This is a genomic window from Dyella sp., assembly GCF_035685885.1.
In the GTDB taxonomy this organism is placed as follows: domain Bacteria; phylum Pseudomonadota; class Gammaproteobacteria; order Xanthomonadales; family Rhodanobacteraceae; genus Dyella.
On record NZ_DASRZX010000050.1, the window covers coordinates 1 to 17,794 of the forward strand.

At 65.7% G+C, this 17,794-nt stretch carries 11 protein-coding genes and 1 pseudogene; 5 read left to right on the forward strand and 7 right to left on the reverse strand.

Features of this window, described 5'->3' with window-relative positions:
* The 3 genes and pseudogenes from VFG49_RS06200 to VFG49_RS06210 form a co-directional block, all read left to right on the forward strand.
* Positions 1 to 1,438 (forward strand): annotated as a pseudogene (locus VFG49_RS06200) (chromosome segregation protein SMC); the annotation flags it as partial.
* 10 nt (positions 1,439 to 1,448) lie between these two features.
* Entirely contained in the window at positions 1,449 to 2,465 is a 1,017-nt protein-coding gene (gene zipA, locus VFG49_RS06205; RefSeq protein WP_324858646.1) for a cell division protein ZipA, read from the forward strand.
* A 156-nt stretch (positions 2,466 to 2,621) separates the two neighbouring features.
* The gene (locus tag VFG49_RS06210) at positions 2,622 to 4,199 is read left to right on the forward strand and encodes a phospholipase D family protein (RefSeq protein WP_324858647.1); all 1,578 of its coding nucleotides are present in this window, start codon (positions 2,622 to 2,624) and stop codon (positions 4,197 to 4,199) included.
* Positions 4,200 to 4,244: 45 nt separating this feature from the next.
* Here VFG49_RS06210 and VFG49_RS06215 read toward each other — a convergent pair whose 3' ends face one another.
* Positions 4,245 to 5,189: an alpha/beta hydrolase gene (locus VFG49_RS06215; RefSeq protein ID WP_324858648.1), complete on the reverse strand. Its 945-nt coding sequence runs from the start codon at positions 5,187 to 5,189 to the stop codon at positions 4,245 to 4,247.
* A 186-nt stretch (positions 5,190 to 5,375) separates the two neighbouring features.
* Here VFG49_RS06215 and VFG49_RS06220 point away from each other — a divergent pair, with 186 nt between their 5' ends.
* Positions 5,376 to 6,245 (forward strand): LysR substrate-binding domain-containing protein, encoded by an 870-nt coding sequence (locus VFG49_RS06220; RefSeq protein ID WP_324858649.1) that lies wholly within the window; start codon positions 5,376 to 5,378, stop codon positions 6,243 to 6,245.
* A gap of 3 nt (positions 6,246 to 6,248) precedes the next feature.
* Here VFG49_RS06220 and VFG49_RS06225 read toward each other — a convergent pair whose 3' ends face one another.
* From VFG49_RS06225 to VFG49_RS06240, 4 genes are read right to left on the reverse strand one after another with little or no spacing between them, the layout of a single operon-like run.
* Positions 6,249 to 8,327: an FAD-dependent oxidoreductase gene (locus VFG49_RS06225; protein WP_324858650.1), complete on the reverse strand. Its 2,079-nt coding sequence runs from the start codon at positions 8,325 to 8,327 to the stop codon at positions 6,249 to 6,251.
* A 5-nt stretch (positions 8,328 to 8,332) separates the two neighbouring features.
* The gene (locus VFG49_RS06230) at positions 8,333 to 9,646 is read right to left on the reverse strand and encodes an amino acid permease (RefSeq protein WP_324858651.1); all 1,314 of its coding nucleotides are present in this window, start codon (positions 9,644 to 9,646) and stop codon (positions 8,333 to 8,335) included.
* Between the two features lie 13 nt (positions 9,647 to 9,659).
* The gene (locus tag VFG49_RS06235; protein WP_324858652.1) at positions 9,660 to 10,958 is read right to left on the reverse strand and encodes an amidohydrolase family protein; all 1,299 of its coding nucleotides are present in this window, start codon (positions 10,956 to 10,958) and stop codon (positions 9,660 to 9,662) included.
* Positions 10,955 to 12,025 (reverse strand): aromatic ring-hydroxylating dioxygenase subunit alpha, encoded by a 1,071-nt coding sequence (locus VFG49_RS06240; protein WP_324858653.1) that lies wholly within the window; start codon positions 12,023 to 12,025, stop codon positions 10,955 to 10,957. The genes VFG49_RS06235 and VFG49_RS06240 overlap by 4 nt, the downstream gene beginning before the upstream one ends.
* Before the next feature lie 58 nt (positions 12,026 to 12,083).
* Here VFG49_RS06240 and VFG49_RS06245 point away from each other — a divergent pair, with 58 nt between their 5' ends.
* Complete coding sequence (locus VFG49_RS06245) at positions 12,084 to 13,241, forward strand: P1 family peptidase (RefSeq protein ID WP_324858654.1); 1,158 nt, start codon at positions 12,084 to 12,086, stop codon at positions 13,239 to 13,241.
* An 11-nt stretch (positions 13,242 to 13,252) separates the two neighbouring features.
* Here VFG49_RS06245 and VFG49_RS06250 read toward each other — a convergent pair whose 3' ends face one another.
* Both VFG49_RS06250 and VFG49_RS06255 read right to left on the reverse strand, forming a co-directional pair.
* Positions 13,253 to 15,271, reverse strand: a complete 2,019-nt coding sequence (locus tag VFG49_RS06250) for a S9 family peptidase (protein ID WP_324858655.1) — start codon at positions 15,269 to 15,271, stop codon at positions 13,253 to 13,255.
* On the reverse strand, positions 15,268 to 17,793 hold the full coding sequence (locus VFG49_RS06255) for a CehA/McbA family metallohydrolase (protein ID WP_324858656.1): 2,526 nt from the start codon (positions 17,791 to 17,793) through the stop codon (positions 15,268 to 15,270). The genes VFG49_RS06250 and VFG49_RS06255 overlap by 4 nt, the downstream gene beginning before the upstream one ends.
* Position 17,794 lies beyond the last annotated feature (1 nt).

Genomic DNA, 17,794 nt, shown 5'->3' on the forward strand with positions numbered 1-17,794 from the left:
CGAGGCCGAGCGTGCGCGCGACGACGCGCAGCGCGAGCTGTACAACGCGCATCGCCGCCAGTCCGAACTGGCCGGCCAGCTGCAGAGCCATCGCGGCAAGATGGAAACGGCCCGCGCCCGTGCCGAGAAGGTCGCCGGCGAACTCAACGACCTGATCAGCCAGCTGGACGAGTTGCAGACGCAGACGCGCGAGGCGCGCGCGCGCCTGGACGAGTCGGTCGGCCACATGGGCGACCTGGAAGACCAGCGCCGCGAATTGGAAAACGAACGCCGCGCCCTGCTGGAAGCGCGCGAAGAAGCGCGCATGAATGCACGCGAGGCCGCGGACCAGGCGCACGCACTGGCGCTGTCGATGGAGTCCAAGCGTTCCTCGCTCAGCTCGCTGGAGCAGTCGCTGGCGCGCATGGAAGCGCAGCTTCGCCAGATCGAAGCGCGCCGCAGCGAGATCGCCGAGCAACTCGCCGCCGGCTCCGATCCCATCGCCGAACTGGAAGCCGAGCGCCAGACCTATCTCGACCAGCGCCTGCTCGTGGACAAGCAACTGGTGGAAGCACGACGCGCGCTGGAAGATTGCGATGCGGAGTTCCGCCGCCTGGAGCAGGAGCGTCAGCGCATCGAGCAGGTGCTCAACGGCCTGCGCGAAAGCCTTTCGCAGAAGCGACTCGCCGCCCAGGCACTGCAATTGCGGGCCGAACAGCTGGCTGAGGCGATCGTCGCGTCGGGTCTCGAACTTGAACCGCTGCTGGCCGAGCTGGCCGAAGACGCCGATGCCAGCCAGTGGCGAAGCCAGCTCACCGACCTTGGCCAGAAGATCATCCGCCTGGAACCGGTGAACCTCGCTGCGATCCAGGAGCATGCCGAGCAGAGCGAGCGCAAGACTTATCTCGACAACCAGCTCGCCGATCTGGTCAGTGCGATGGAAACGCTGGAAGCGGCGATCAAGAAGATCGACCGCGAGACGCGTCAACGCTTCAAGGAAACCTTCGACCGCGTGAATGCCGGCGTGCAGGAGCTGTTCCCGCGCCTGTTCGGCGGTGGTCACGCGTATCTGGAACTTACCGGCGACGACCTGCTCGACACCGGCGTGGCGATCATGGCGCGGCCGCCGGGCAAGCGCGTGTCCAACATCACCTTGCTGTCCGGTGGTGAAAAGGCACTTACCGCCGTGTCGCTGGTGTTCGCCATCTTCGGCCTCAATCCCGCTCCGTTCTGCCTGCTGGACGAGGTGGACGCGCCGCTCGACGAAGCCAACGTGGGCCGCTTCTCCAACATGGTGAGGGAGATGAGCGAGAAGGTGCAGTTCATCTTCGTGAGCCACAACAAGGCCACCATGGAAGCTGCCACGCAGCTGTGTGGCGTGACCATGCGCGAGGCTGGCGTATCGCGACTGGTGCAGGTGGATCTGGCAGAAGCCGCTAAACTTGCGGGCGCAGCCTGAGGAATTCGACATGACCGTAGAACCCGTACTCGCTTTTGCCTGGAATCCTGCCGTGGGCATTCCACTGGCAATCGTCGGCGTGATCGGGCTGGTGGTCCTGTGGCTGTTCGACCGGCCCAAGAAGGAACCGGGCGCACGACGCGTTTCCACGCCTGTCGGCAGCCGTCGCGAACCGACGTTTGGCGGCGAAGGCGCTGCGGGCGACGAACCGCATTTCAGCGCGCGCGATGATTTCGATTTCGACTCGCTGCATGACCGGGCACCACGCCAGGGCGAACTGGATGTAGAGCTGCGCGAGGAGCTTGAGCGCCTCGGCGCCACGCTTTCGCATGGCAAGGACAAGGTGGAACCGGCGCCGCTGGGCAAGCCCCAGGGTATTGCCGCGTCCATCGTGGACGCGCTGCGTGCACCGCCCGAGCAATTCGAACAGAGTCTGGCGCAGGCCACGGAACCGGCCCCGCTTCCGCATGCCCCGATGGCCGAATCGGCCGTTGCGCCGGTGGCGGCAGCACCGGCACAGCCACCGGTTTCACCGCGCATTCCGCCGCGTTCGGACCTGGGCCGCCGCCCCGAGCGCATGCCTGTCGAGCGCATCGTCACGCTGTTCGTGGTGGCGCGCGAAGGCAATGTGTTCCAGGGCGCCGAGCTTGTCATCGCCACCGAAAAGGCTGGCCTCGAATTTGGCGACATGGGCATTTACCACCGTCTGGTGGACGGCAAGCGCGAACTCGGGCCGATCTTCAGCGTCGCCAACATGCTCAAGCCCGGCAACTTCGACCTGTCGCGCCTCGAAGCCCTGCGCACGCCGGGCCTGAGTTTCTTCATGACCCTGCCGGCACCGATCCCGGCGCTGGATGCCTGGGACGCCATGCTGCCCACCGCGCAGCGACTGGCCGAGCTGCTGGACGGACAGGTGCTGGACGAAGAGCGCAACGCCCTCGGTCGCCAGCGCATCGCCCATATCCGCGATGAACTGCGCGGCTGGGACCGTGACCACGAAGGCAAGGAAATCACCTTCGGCCGTTGAGCTGCAGGCTTTCGATAGCCATGCCGGCGCGCGACGACACCGCCCGTGCGCCAACACGATTTCCTCACGTTCTGGAGCGGGAGCTTGCTGGCCCTGCGTGCGGGGTGCGTCCAAGGCGCGGTCCTACAGGGTAGAGTGGCCGCCAAGGAGGGGACCATGGCCCGGACATCGCTGCGTCACCTGGTGTGGCTTGGCTTTCTTGCGCTCGCCGCCTGCACCCATTCGGACCTTCGACCCGACTATCCGCGAACGCCCAGCACCGTGTTGCCGGTGCAGGCCGACGCACCACTGGTGGCGTACGCTTCGCGTGTCACTGCATCGCATGACGGCCATTCGGGCTTGCGCCTGATCAGTGACTCCGGCGATGCCTTGCTGGCTCGCATTGCGCTGGCCGATCGCGCCAAGCATTCGCTTGACCTGCAGTACTACATGTTCCACAGCGACGCGACGGGCGAACTGCTGGCCCAGCGCCTGCTGGCCGCCGCCGATCGGGGCGTGCGCGTGCGCTTGCTGCTGGATGACCTGCACGTGGCCGGCAACGACAAGGTGCTGCGCGTGCTCGACGGCCATCGCAACATCGAGATCCGCCTGTTCAATCCGTTCCTGGAGCGCAATTCGTCGCTGTGGGGCATGGGCAAGCAGTTCGTGGGGGATTTCTCGCGGCTCAATCGGCGCATGCACAACAAGGCGTTCATTGCCGATGGCGCCATGGCCATCGTGGGTGGACGCAATATCGGCGACGAATATTTCGACGCGAAAGAGGACGTCAATTTCCGTGACCTGGACGTGTTGGCGCTCGGCCCGGTAGTGGCGGAAGTAGGGCAGGTGTTCGACCGTTACTGGAACAGCCAGCAATCGTTCCCCATCGGTGCCTTCCATCATCGCGTGCCTGGCCCCGGGGAACTGGACGCATTGCGCAAGTCGATGTCCGAGCATGCGCGCACCTTCAGCAAGAGTGCCTACGCGCAGAACCTCGTCGCCCGCGTCGGCGACCTGGCCCATGAGGCACCGGAGTCGGATTGGGGATGGGGGCAGGCGACCTATCTGGCGGATGATCCCGAGAAGGGCGATCCGGAGGCGAACAACCGCGATCTGCACATGGCCCCCGCCATCCGCGGATGGATGGATACCGCGCAGCACCGGATCACGCTCATCTCTCCGTATTTCGTGCCGGGCAAGAAAGGCGTCGCGTACCTGCAAGGCATGCGCGAACGTGGCGTGGCCGTGGAGATACTCACCAACTCGCTGGCTTCCACCGATGCGGGCGATGTGTATGCGGCTTACGCGCCCTATCGCGTGCCGTTGCTGAAAGCCGGCGTGCAACTGTTCGAGCTGAAGCCAGACCCGAGCGGCGGTCGCGGGCGAGGCGGCAGCCATTTCTTCGGTTCGTCCAGCGGCAGCAACAGCCTGCATGCCAAGGCCTTCGTGGTGGATGACCAGCATGCCTTCGTGGGATCGATGAACCTCGATCCGCGCTCGATCGCCATCAATACCGAAGATGGCGTGATCATCGACTCGCCTGCGCTTGCCAAGGCGCTGCTGCTGATCTTCGCCGACGCTACCAAGCCCATCCACAGCTACCAGGTGATGCTGGACGATCGCGGCGCCGTGTATTGGTCCGGCAAGCAGCCCGGTGGCGAAACCGTCCGCTATGACCACGCGCCGGAAACCAGCTGGTGGCGGCGCTTCAAGGTGAACATGGGCAGCCTGCTGCCGATCGAAGGGTTGCTGTAGCCCCGCCGGCGGTCGTCCACTGCCGGCGGTTTGCGAACTCATTACTCAGTGAGCTGCCATCTGCTGCCGGTCCAGGAAATCGCCAACCAGGCGCGCGACTTCATCGGGACGGTCGAGGGTGGCGAAATGCGTGGAATCGAGGATGTGCACTTGGGCCTGGGGCGCGTCGCGCCGATACGCTTCGGCTCCCCGCACGGTGAAGAAAAGGTCCTGCTTGCCCCATAGCACGAGCACCGGCACGTGCATGCGGCGGAGCAGTGCTTGCCACTCGGGATAGCGCTGCACGTTGGTGCCGTAGTCGAACCACAGGTCGTTGCGCGCATCGATCACGCCAGGCCTTTGCTCGGCGGTTATCATCTGCAGCATGGCATCCGCGCCCATGTGATCCTCGTCTTCCCAGCCTTCGGCGCGCGGGTAGGCTAGTGAACGGGCGTAACCGGCACGGCGCGCATCGACGGCAGCATTGCGGGAGGACCAGTGGCGGCGCAGTTCGCCGTGCGGATCCTGCGCGGAGGGAAAGCCGTCCAGATGGATGACGCCGTTCTGCACGATGATCGAGGTGATGGCTTCGGGGTCCGCACTCATCAGCCGGAATCCCACGGGAACGCCGTAGTCCTGCATGTAGAGCCCGTAGCGTGTAATGCCCCGCGCCTGGAGAAAGGCTGCCACCGTCTGGGCCACGTGATCGAAGGTGTAGCGATAGCTTTCCCGCGATGGCGCGTCCGAATAGCCGAAGGAGGGATAGTCCATGGCGATCACGTGGAGGTGGCGATGCGCAACCAGATCAGCCATTACGTCGGCATACATCAACGATGACAGTGGATTGCCGTGCAGGAACACCACCGTCGGGTCCGTGGCAGAGCCGCCTTCCCGGTAGAACAGATGCAGTCCATCCACTTCTTGCCATCCCTCGCGCAAGCCATCCGCGTGAGTGGCGAGGGAGGCGAAAGCCAGCACGCACGAGGCGAGCATTGCCGAAAATTGTTTCATGATGTCTCCGTGGCCCAGTGCGGCGAGCGAAAGCGGTACGTCGTCCCCTTTCTCGATGCAGCCGAATGCAAGATGATCCAGCAAGCGCTCTGCCGGTCCTGGTGCCGGAGTATTCGCGGGAGGCGCGGGCGCGTGAAGTGATGATTTCTCACGCCAGGATGAATTTCCTTCAGTCGGGACGGAACCATGCGATACGTGCTGCCACCCATGCACACCTTGCGGGCTCTGGAGGCGGTGAGCCGATGGCGCAGCTTCGCTTCGGCGGCCGATGAACTGCACCTCACCGCCAGCGCGGTGAGTCACCAGATTCGTGCTCTCGAATCGTTCTATGGCAGCAAGCTGCTTCAGCGCAATCACCATGACGTGACGATGACGCCGGCAGGGGAACAGCTGCTGGGTGTCGTGCAGGAACTCCTCCAGCGACTTTCTGAAGTGGGTGAATCGCTACGCCGGCGCGATACGCGACGCCTATCCATCACGGCGCCGCCGTCGCTGGTCAGTCGTTGGCTGATGCCAAGGCTGGGCGGCTTCCTTGGTCGTCATCCGGACATCGATTTTCGATTGCACGCCACGACGCAGTTGCTGGACCTCGATGCCGGGCAGGCGGATTTCGCCATTCGTTATGGCGCGGGCGCGTGGCCGGATACGCGCAGCGAAAAAATCCTGGAGGAACGGCTGTTTCCCGTGGCGTCGCCGCGCTATCTGTCCCGTGTAGCCAAGCGCAGCGGCCTGCGGGGACTTACCTTGCTGCGCGACGATTTCCACGGATGGGAGCCGTGGTCCGCGGCCACCGGCCAGTCCTTGGACGGTTCGATACACGGGGCAACATTCAGCGATTCAGCGCTATTGCTGCAAGCCGCTGAGGAGGGGCACGGCGTCGCGCTGGGCCGAAGCACCCTGGCCGAAGGCGCGCTCGCGTCAGGGTGCCTGGTTCGTGTCGGCAAAGGCGAGACGATGTCTCAGCACGCCTATTACCTGATCGCTTCTTCGCGCCGGACCGATACCGCTCCGGCGCAGGCGTTCCGGCAATGGCTGTTGGATCCTGCGAGCGCATGACGGCTACTCGCGCCGTAGATCGTTTTCGCGCGCGGTGTGGAAGTGGCGCTTGAAAGGCACCTCGTCGGTGACGGGTTCTTCCAGCTCGCGGGCGTAGCGATGCCCGGCGTAGATCGCGTGTGCAATGAGGCCGGGCGCTTCGGCATCGCCAATGCAGCGTAGCGAGCGGATGCCGGAGTCGGCCCATGCCGTTTCGCGTTCGCGCAGTTGCTGGTAGAGCGCATCGTGGGGCAGGCGCGAAGTAACGGTGACCAGTGCATCGCAGCGCTGTTCGGTCAGTTGCCCGTCCCAGGTGTTTTCCAGCACGAGGGTGGCGCCGTCGAAAGACACGATGTTGTGCGACACCATCACCCACACGCCCTGTTTGGCCATCCGTTTGCGGATATGCCGGTAGTCGAGCGTGTTGACGCTCCACGGCGCGACGCTGTCTTCGGTGGTGACGTAGGACACCTCGCAGTTGTTCAGGCGCAGCAGGTCGGTGGCGATGCTGGCGTAGTAGAAGCCATCGTCATCGAACACGGCCACGCGCCCGCTGGGCATGCGCCCATCCATCAGGTCGTCGAGCGTGTAGACGTGCGGGCTGTCCTTGAGTCCGTCGATGCCCAGGCCGTTGCTGCGGCCAAAGCCGTCGCGCCGCCAGTGGCAGCCGGTGGCGAGCACGACGTGCTCGGCGCCGAAGTCCAGCACGTCCTGCGCGGTGAGTTCGGAATCAAGGTAAAGCGAGACATCGGTGAGCTTGTTCAACTGGCCCAGTCGCCAGTCACGCACGCGGCCCCATTCGGCAAGGCCGGGCAGGCGCGCTTCGCGCGTGACGCGGCCGCCCAGTTCGCGGCGTGCTTCGGCCAGGCTCACTTCATAGCCACGCTGGCCCAGGGCACGTGCCGCTTCGAGCCCGGCGGGGCCGCCACCCACCACCAGCACGCGCGCAGAGCTGCGCTTGGCTGGCATGCGTTCCGGATGCCAGCCCTTGCGCCATTCCTCGCCCATGGTGGGGTTCTGCGTGCAACGGATCGGCGTGATGGTCATGTCGCCGGAAACGCAGATGTTGCAGCCGATGCATTCGCGGATGTCCTCGACGCGGCCTTCATCGATCTTGCGCGGCAGATACGGATCGGCGATGGAGGGGCGTGCGGCGCCGATGAGGTCGAGCACGCCGCGGCGGATCTGGGAAACCATGCTGTCGGGCGACGTGAATCGCCCGACGCCGACCACGGGCTTGGTGGTGGTCTTCTTCACGAAGCTGATGAACGGTTCCTGCGCGCCCTCGGGTGCGAAGCGCGAAGGCACGGAGTCGTTGTACCAGGCGGCGACATTCACGTCCCACAGGTCGGGCAGTTCGGCCAGCATGCCCACGATGTCCTGCGCTTCGGCCAGCTCCACGCCACCCGGGCCCAGCAATTCCTCGGTCGCAAAGCGCAGCGCGACCGCGCAGGTATCGCCGACCGCGTCGCGCGTGTCTTCCAGCACCTCGCGCAGCAGGCGCACGCGGTTCTCGAGCGATCCGCCGTACTCGTCGCTGCGCTGGTTGCGGCGGCGCTGCAGGAAGTGCATGGCCAGCGAGAGATCGTGCGCGGCATAGACGTAGATGATGTCCATGCCCGCGCGTTTGGCGCGCAACGCGGCATCGCGGTGCCAGCGCCGGTATTGGCGGATGTCTTCGCGCGTCATGGCGCGCGCCTGCGAGGGGTATCCGTATTTGGACGGCTGATGCGACGGGGCGATCAGCACTTCGCGCGAATACAGGTTGGACGCCGTCGGGCCGTTGTGGGAAAGCTCCACCGCCGCCAAGGCGCCATGCGCGTGCACCTTGTCGCACATCAGCGCCAGCGCAGGTATGTCGCGGTCGTCCCACAGGCGCGCTTCGATGTATGGCGAAAGATCGCTGCTGGGGTGGATCTCGCATTCCTCGGTTGACACCACGCCCCAGCCGCCTTCGGCCTTCACTTCGCGCATCGCGGCGTGCGCCAACGGCTGGGAGTGGCCCATGCCGTTGCAATGCGGTACCTGGAAGAAGCGGTTGCGCGTGGTGACCGGGCCGATCCGGACGGGGGTGAAGAGGATGTCGTAGCGGGGATCGCGCATCGGGTTCAGACCTTGGCCGGCGCGACGGCGGGACGGCGCAGGCGCATGAAGGCATACAGGGGCAGGCCGACCGCCATGAGTCCCAGCGCAAGCAGAAACGGTTCGTGGCCGCTGCCGATGAAGGCAAAGATCACGTAGCACGTACCGAGCACCGCGAAGACGAGTGCGCGGCGACCTGCATCCGGCGCGGCGCGACGCCGCCACAGCACGCCGAGGGCGAGCGAGCAGCACAGATACAGCGGCAGGTTGGCCGCCGTGACCACGCGGGTGAGGAAGGTGAATGCCGCCACCAGCGACTTGCTGTAGCTCATCCAGATCATCAGCGAACCGAGCAGGCCGGTCACGATGAGCGCGACCGCAGGCGCGCCTTGTCGATTGTTGCGCGCGAGCACGGGTGGCAGCACGCCATTGTTGGCCATGGTGCGGGTGAGTTCGCCGATCAGCAGCGTCCAGCCATTCAGTGCGCCGAGCCCGCTGATCACCACGAACAGCGACAGCCAACGACCCACGCCTGCGCCCACGTAGCGATCCATCAGCAGGGCGAACGGTGCATTGGCGTTGGCCAGTTCGTTCTGCGGAATCAGCAGCATGGGCACCGCCGAGACGATGATGTAGACCGCCGCGGCAAGGATGGTGCCCGCCATGGTGGCGCGCGGAATGGTGCGCCCGGGGTTGTTCACGCGGCACGCCGGCACGCTGGCCGACTCGATGCCCAGCATGGCGAACAAGGCAATGGTGGAAGCGGCCATCACGTCGGGCATGGCCAGCGGGGTGGTGGGGGCGTGCGCGGTGAAGGTGGCGGGCGAAGTGAGCAGGATCCATGCGCCCAGCACGCCAATGGCAAGCATGGGCAACAGCTTCAGCGCGGTGGTGACGATCTGCACGCCGCCGCCTGTGCGCACACCCAGCAGATTCACCGCGACGAAAGTCCACAACAGACCAAGCGCGAACAGCACCGGCGGCACTTGGTTTAGCTGTGGCAGCACCACGGTGAGGTAGCCGACCGCACCCGTTGCGAGTGCCGCGTTGGTGAGCCATACCGACACCCAGTACGCCCACAGCGCCATGTAGGCCGGCAGGTCACCCAACGTGTTGCGGATATAGCCGTAGGGACCGTCGGATTCCGGCATCGCGTGCGAGAGGTGCGCAAACACCCGTGCAAGCGCGAGGCAGCCGATGAGGGTCACCACCCAACCGATCATCGTGTTGAAGCCGTAGGGCGCGAGCGAGGCGGGCAGGATGAAGATGCCCAGCCCGATCACGTTGCCCACGACCAGCGCGGTACATGTCCAGAAACCGATCTTGTTGCCTTGGCTCATGCGTGGCGCCCCGTCAGTCCAGTGAAACCGCTGCGCCTGCCTTCATCACCCCGCGCACCTGGCGCAGGCACTCGACGTCCTTCAGCGGATCGCAGGCGACGGCCACCATGTCGGCGGACTTGCTGGGAGCGATCGAGCCCAGCTCCTTCTCCTTGCCCAGCAGGCGCGCGGCGTCGATGGTGGCGGCGCGGATGGCCTGCAACGGCGTCATGCCGTACTTCACCATGTAGGCGAACTGGCGGGCGTTGTCGCCGTGCGGATAGACGCCCGCATCGGTGCCGAAGGCGATATGCACGCCAGCCTTCACCGCCTTGCGGAAACCGTCACGCTGCGTCTGGGTGGTTTCCACGTTCTTGCGGATCTTTTCCGCGGACCAGCCTTCGGCGCGGCCGACCGTGTCGATGTAGTCGCCGTTGTAGATGTCCGCGACCAGCCAGGTGCCGTGCTTGACCATCAGCGCGATGCCTTCGTCGTCGATCAGCGAACCATGCTCGATCGAGCGCACGCCGGCACGCACGGCGCGCTTGATGCCCTCGGCGCCATGCGCATGCGCCGCGACGAACTTGCCGCGCTTGGCGGCCTCGGTCACGGCGGCGTGGATCTCCTCTTCGGTGTATTCGGACTGGCCCGGTTCGGTGCCGTCGGCGAGCACGGCACCGGTGGCGATGACCTTGATGAGGTCGGCGCCGTGGTCGAGGATGAAATCCACGTGCTTGCGCACGTCGTCGACACCCTTGGACACGCCGCGGCGGAATTCCTCCGGCACCACGGTGCCCGGCGCAAGCCCGGTGATTTCGCCGCCGCCGCCCGGCACGGTGATGTACGCGCCCGCCACGAACATGCGCGGTCCGGGTACATAGCCTTCGTTGATGGCGTCGCGCAGCGCGACGTCGGCGAAGCCGCGATAGACGCCCACGTCGCGCACCGTGGTGAAGCCGGCGCGCAACGTATCGCGCGCGTTCTTGGCGCCGATGAAGGCGTCGCGCGCTGGTGAGCTCTTCAATGGGGCGCCAGCATCGGCGGTTTCCGTTTCATCAGCGATATGGGTGTGCATGTCCATCAGGCCGGGCACGACGGTGAAGCCTGTCCAGTCAAGCACCGTGGCCCCCGAAGCGGCGGATGCCGACCAGGGGTTCACGCTCACCACGCGACCCTGCTCGATGGTCACCGCCTGGTCCGCCAGCATCTTGCCGCTGTCGACGTCGAGCAGATGACCCGCGTGCACCACGGTCCGCGGTGTTTCGGCACCCGCAGCGGATGCGGACGCCATGACCGCCATGGCACAGAACAGCCCCGAAAGCCTCACCCTCATGCAGATGCTCCCGCGTCACCGGCATAAGCGGTGCGCAACAGATTGTGGAAATGCCAGACGCCGCTTTCGCGCCTGGGGCAAAGTCGGCCCGGCTCGTAATAGCCGGAGGCGAGGCCCTTCTGTACGGCCACGCAGATGTCGATGTCTTCGTGCTGCACTTCGTCGCTGAAGCTCTGGTCCGCCGCGATGCGTGCCTGCGCGGCTTCGTCCTGTGCGTAGTAGTAGTCGAACTCCACGCGGCAGCGCCCTGGCCCCAGTGGCAGGATGCGGTTGGTCTGCATGCGTCCCGGCATGATGTTGAGCATCACGTTGGGATAGATGAAGTAATAGAAGGCCTCGCCGTCGCCGTAGATGTCCGCGCTGTTGCGCAGCGGTGAGGATTGCAGCGAATACCAGGGAAACAGTTCCGTGTCGTACGCGCGGTAGTCGAGCACCTTCGAAAGGCCCGGATGCACGTGCGGCAGGTGGTAGCCCTCCAGGAAGTTGTCGATGTACACCTTCCAGTTGCAGTCGATGTCGTAGCTGTCGCGACGCAGGTAACGCATGGACGCAAGGTCGATGGGCGCGATGCGGTCGACGATGCCACCATAGACGTCCTCGAACGGCGCCGTGTGCTCGTCCAGCGCGACGAATACCAGTCCCCGCCATTCGTGCACGCGCAACGGCGGCAGGCGAATGTCATCCACGCGGAAGCCCGCGGCGCTGGTCATCTCCGGCGCGCTGCGCAGTTGGCCTTCCAAAGTGTAGGTCCAGCCGTGGTACTTGCAGTGCAGCGAGCGGATGCCCTTGCCATTGCAAAGCGCGAGGGGGCCGGCGCGGTGGCGGCAGACATTGGGAAAGGCGCGAAGCACGCCATCGTGTCCGCGCACCAGCAGCACGGGCACGCCGCCGATGTGTTCCACCACGTGGTCGCCGGGTTCGGCGAGCTGCCCCTGGTGGGCGACCAGCTGCCAGCTGCGTGCGAATACCGCACGTTGCTCCATCGCCAGCATCTCTTCGCCAAAGTAGTAACGCGGCGACAGCGCGCGCGCGTGGTCGAGTTCCAGGATGGCCGTGTCAGCTTGCATGTGAAACTCCGATCTCGGGATAGACTGGCGCGACGAAGGGTTGCACGACGGAGATGCCATGCCCCGCTTTCGCTACGCGCTTGCGTTGTACCTGCTGTGCAGTATGGCCTTGGCAGCCGAGCCTCGCGCAAGGGGTCTGGGCATTCCGTTCGACGGCAGCCCCGGCCCGTTGAACGCGATCACCGACGTGGCCGGCGTCACCGTGGGCCAGGTCACCCTGATCGAGGATCTGCAGGACGGCCACAAGGTGCGTACGGGCGTCACCGCCATCCTCCCTCGGGGCCGTGGCAGCTACGACACGCCGGCTTTTGGCGGCTGGTTCGCGCTCAATGGCAACGGCGAGATGACCGGCACCGCATGGCTGGACGAATCGGGCCAGCTGGAAGGCCCCATCATGCTCACCAATACGCACAGCGTGGGTGTGGTGCGCGATGCGGTGATCGCCGAACGCGTGCATGCGGGTGGCGCGGATGCCTCGGGTTACTGGTGGTCGCTGCCGGTGGTGGCGGAGACCTGGGACGGTGACCTCAACGACATCAACGGCTTCCACGTCCGTGCCGAGCATGCCGCCAAGGCCTTGCATGATGCCAGGGGCGGCCCGGTGGCCGAAGGCAACGTCGGCGGCGGCACCGGGATGATCTGCCATGAGTTCAAGTGCGGCATTGGTACATCCTCGCGCCGCGTGACAATGGACGGCCAAACGTACACCGTGGGCGTGCTGGTGCAGGCCAATTATGGATTGCGCGAATCGCTGCGCATCGCTGGCGTGCCGGTGGGCCAGTACCTCATCGACGATCGCATCCGCAGCGGCAACAACGCGCACGCTACCGACACGGGTTCGATCATCATCGTCGTGGCTACCGACGCGCCCCTGCTGCCGCACCAGCTCAAGCGGCTGGCCAAGCGCGCCGGCATGGGATTGGCGCGAATGGGCAGCTTTGCCGGCAACGGCTCGGGCGACATCTTCATCGCGTTCTCCACCGCCAACCCGGCCGCGCTGCGTGACCAGCCACTGCAACAGGCCAGCTTCATCGGCAACGACCACATCGATCCGCTGTTCGAAGCGACCGCGCAGGCGGCGGAGGAATCCATCGTCAACGCGATGGTCGCCGCGCGCGACATGCGGGGCGAGGGCGGCCACTACGCCATGGCCATTCCGCACGGCCAACTGATTGACCTGCTCAAGCGTTTCGGACGCTACCAGCCGCCGCACTGATGGCGGGCGCTTCACGGCGTGGGCTCTCGCTGCAGGAAGCGGTCGTACCAGGCGAGATTGCGTTCCAGGCGATCGCGCAGATAGCTGGGTACGGTGAGCCCGTGGTGCTGGCCCGGATACATCACCAGCCCGGTGGTGATGCCCAGTGAGCGCAAGGCCTGGTACATCTGCTCCGCGCCGATGCAGGGCACGTTGAAATCGCGCTCGCCACACTGGAACAGCGTCGGCGTACGGATGCGGTCGGCGTGCAGGAACGGATAGCTCGCGCGGTCCCACGCAGCGCGGTTGGCCCACGGCGTGCCGAGTTCGAGCTCGTACTCGCGCGCATATTCGTCATCGCCATACATGCCATAGGCGTTGCCGGTGCCCGCACCGCTGATGGCCGCCTTGAAGCGGGTGTCACGCGCGATGATCTCGTCGGTGAGGATGGCGCCGTAGCTCCAGCCACCCACGCCCAGGCGATCGGGATCGGCTATGCCGCGTTGCACGAGTTGATCAACACCGGCCAGTACGTCCTGGCTGTCCTTGGCGCCCCAGTCGGCATAGATGGCACGCGCGAAGTCGAAACCACGGCCCGAGCTTCCGCGCGGATTCACCGCAAGCACCGCGTAGCCGTGCGCGGCATAGGTCTGCCAGTCCGCCATGAATTCGTGGCTGAACTGATATACCGGGCCGCCATGCACGCGCACGATGGTGGGGTAGCGGCGTCCGGCCACGTAGCCCACCGGCTTCACCAGCAGGGCGTGGATACTCACGCCATCGGCGTCGTTGAACTGCAGTTCCTCGGTGGTCGCGAGCTGCTTGCCGGTCAGCCACGCGTTGTGTTCGCTGAGCGCGCGCAGCGTGCTCTTTTCTACAGCCGATACGTCGTACGGGTGGGTGTCGTCGCCGCCCAGCACCACCACGCGATCGTTGGCGGAGACGTCGAGGTCGGCGTCAAAGCGCTTGCCCGTGGTCAGCGCGGTGATCCTGCCGCTGGCGATGTCGATGCGCGACAGATGAGTGACCTCGGCCTGTTCCACCAACGCATAGACGCTGCGACCATCGGGCGACCAATGCGGCTTGGTGAAGCAGCGGTCGATGGGCGCCGGCAGCGTGGCCTTGCCGGTGGCCACGTCGATGACAGCCAGCTGCCACGGCGCGTAGTAGATCCACTTGTCTTCGCCGCTCTGCAGGTAGGCGATGCGTTGGCTGTCGGGGCTCCATGCGGGGCGTGTTTCCCAGTAGGGATCCAGGTCGCTGCCGGGGAAGGTGGTGAGCTGGCGTTCCGGCGCTCCCGCCTTGGGCGCGATGAGGTAGATGTCGTAGTTGAGGTGACGGTCGGGATCAGCGCCGCGCTTGGTGACGTAGGCGATCGTGCTGCCGTCGGGCGACCACGCCGGCAGCTGTTCGTCGTGCCGACCCGACGTCAGCTGCCCGGCGCGACCTGTGGCCACGTCCACGATGTACAGGTGCTTGTGGCGTCCATCGAGCCAGCCCTTGTCGTCGTCCTTGAACTGGAAGCGGTCGGTGACGACGGGCGGCGGGTTCTTCGGTTTCTTGGCGCCTGGCGCGCGATCCGGATCGTACGCAATGACGGCCAGCCGTTTGCCATCGGGCGACAGCACGAAGTCGTCCACGCCATCGGGAAGATTGGTGACGCGATGCGCCTCGCCGCCATCGGCGGGCATCATCCAGACCTGCGTGTGCGTATCGTCATCGTCCGCTTCACCGTCGAGCTTGCGGTCGGAGAGAAAGGCGATCGCCTTGCCGTCGCTCGTCCATTGCGCGTGCCACTCACTGCTGTCCGGCGTGTGCGTAAGCTGGGTGCGTCCGCTGCCATCGAAGCGTACGCGCCACAGGTCGGACTGGGGCTGGTCGCGTTCCAGGTTGGCGGTGGCCACCGTGTAGACGACGAACTGGCCATCGCGCGAGATTGCCGGCTCGCTCACGTCCGCCAGCCGGTTGATGTCGGCGGGCACGAAACGCGTGCCATCTTCGGCAAAGGCCGGGCCGGCCAGCAGGGCGAGCAACAGCAGCAAGCGCCTCATGGATGCGCCTGCGCACCGCCCGCCAACGCGCGGTAGGCATCGTGTGCGTGCTTGAGGTAATCCAGCGTCATGCGTTTTTCCTGCTCGGTGTTGTAGTCGTCGCGGGCGGAAGCCGCTTCGATGTTGCGTCCCACCCAGTCGGCAAACCAGGCGGCATCGGCGGCCGCGCTGGCAGCGCGCACGTGGTCGCCCAGCCAGACGGGATTGGTGGTGGCGTATGGGTAAAGATCCAGCACCAGGGGATCGGCGCCCTCGTTCCATGCGCGCAGCAGCAGCCAGCCACCGTCGAGGGTGATGTCGCCCGACGCATCGAGCTGTCGATGGTCGCCCTGCAGAGTAAAGCTCTTCACCACGACGCCGTTGTGCACGAGTTCGAGGTGATCGACGGACACCGGCGAGCGCAACGCCACGCGGTAGTGATGCTTGCCCGGTGCAAGTGTGTCGCCGGGCCGCGCGTCGTCCAGCAACAGGCCCAGCAGCGGACCATTGCTGGCAAAGCCATGGCCTGCCTTCAGTGCGGCCATGGCGTCCGCGGCGGTACGCTTGCCGCCCGTGTCGAGGAACACGCGGTTGAGTCCCACCGGGCCGCGCAGCGCCGCGTAGTTGGCCATGGCATCGGTTCCCGCGCCGGTGGGCAGGTGGAAACCAAGGTTGAGCAGCCGGTACCACACCTGTGCCGTCGCCTTGTGGTCGGAAAAGCCCAGCACTTCGATGTAGTCGACCTTGCCTTCGATGACGTCCGCGGGAAGCTCGTTGCTGAGCACGGCGTCGTGCGCGGGATCGGGCAGGGTGTCGAACGGATGCACGTAACCGACAAGGGCGCCCTGCGCGTGCGCGAGGTCGGCGACTGCGGCGTTGGTGGGATAGGGGCTCGCCATCGCGGTGTGCCGATAGGCCGTGTAGCCGGGCGTGAGGTAGTGGTCGTTGAGGCCGAGCAGGCCCAGGTGGCCCCAGAAACTCGTGTGGTACTCCTGTCCGTGCAGCACCAGCGTCCGCGCCGTGCTGGCAGGATCGGGATCGGTGCGGAATGCGGCGATGTCGGGCACGCGTTCCTCCTTGTTCACCACCAGGTCGTAGGCCAGGTCGAGGTCTTCCGCGCGTGCCTGTTGTGCGAGATGCGCCGGCGTGTTGCGGTAGTGCCCGCCGTAGTTCATGTGGATGTGCAGGTCCGCGCTGATCCACTGGCCGAAGGTCGCGGGCAGGCGCTGTGGCTGCAAGGTGGCACGCAGCTGCTTTTCACTGCCCTTGGACAGGTTGACCTGCTGGCGCCAGGGCGCATAGGCAAAGCCGTGCTGTATCCATACCTGCGTGCTACCCGCAGGCACGTCGAGAGTGCAGGGCGGGGCGCAATGGAAGTAATGCGTTTCGGACGTCTGTCTTGCGCGGTCGAAGCCGTCGTCCGCATGCACCCAGGCATCGCGTGGCGCGTGGGCGCGTCCATCGTTGCCGATGATCGCGACACGCGCGGGAGTGCGCGCGCCTGTTTCATCCACGATGTCCAGCGTGAGTCGTGCCATCGGCAGCTTGTACTGCCGTTGCGCGGCGGCGAGCGCATGGGTGGCGCCGCCGGGAATGTCCATGATGCGCAGCGTCGTGGTGCCGGCTTCGTTGTCGACGTAGGCAAGGTGCTGCCCATCCGGCGACCAGCGTGCATTGCGACGATCGAACTCCCCGAAGGTGAGCGGCAGCGGTGGCGCGCCCGCGGGCGTGGTGAGCCACAGCTGCTGCCATTGGCGGCCGTGGTAGCTCGCGTACAGCAGGCGCTTTCCATCCGGCGCCAGTTCGGGATGCGCGGACCAGCTGGTTTCTTCAACGAGTACCTTCGTGCGTTTCGAAGGATCGTCGACGGACACCGACCACAGATCGCCGGTGCCCCACGCGATCTCGGGGTTGCCGATGTAGTAGATCGTCCTGCCGTCTGGCGACCACGACGGATTGATCGCGTGGTCCACCGCGGCGTAGTAGTAGCGATCCAGTGTGCTGCGTCGTTCGCCAAGCAGCGGATGGGCATGATGCAGACCCGACGCATCCATGTTGGCAAGGAACAGGTTGAAGTGCCCGGTGCCTTGCGTGGACACCCAGGCGATCCTTGTGCCATCGGGTGAGAGGCGCGGTTCCACATTCACGGCGCCGCCCGAGGTCAGTTGCTGTTCGCGGCCGGTGGCCAGATCGAGCCGCCACAGTTCGATCGCGTTGCCGTCGTAGCGCGTGAACACCACGCTGCGGCCGTCGCGCGATACGTCAGGCTGGTTGTCGTAGGCGCGGCTGGCATGGGTGAGTTCGGTGGCGGCGTCGCCGTCGATGCGCTGGCGCCAGAGCGAGCCATCCATGCTGTAGACCAGTGTCTGGCCGTCCGGCAGAAAACTCACCGCATCCGGTCCTGCCGTAAGTTGCGGCAGGTACAACTCGCGCCAGTAGTAGCTGTGCGGAAGATCGACCTGCTTGAGCACGGGTTCACGCGCGGCATGGGCGTCGCCCATGCAAGTGAGGAGCGCCAGTGCGCAGACGAGCCGGCGGCGCATG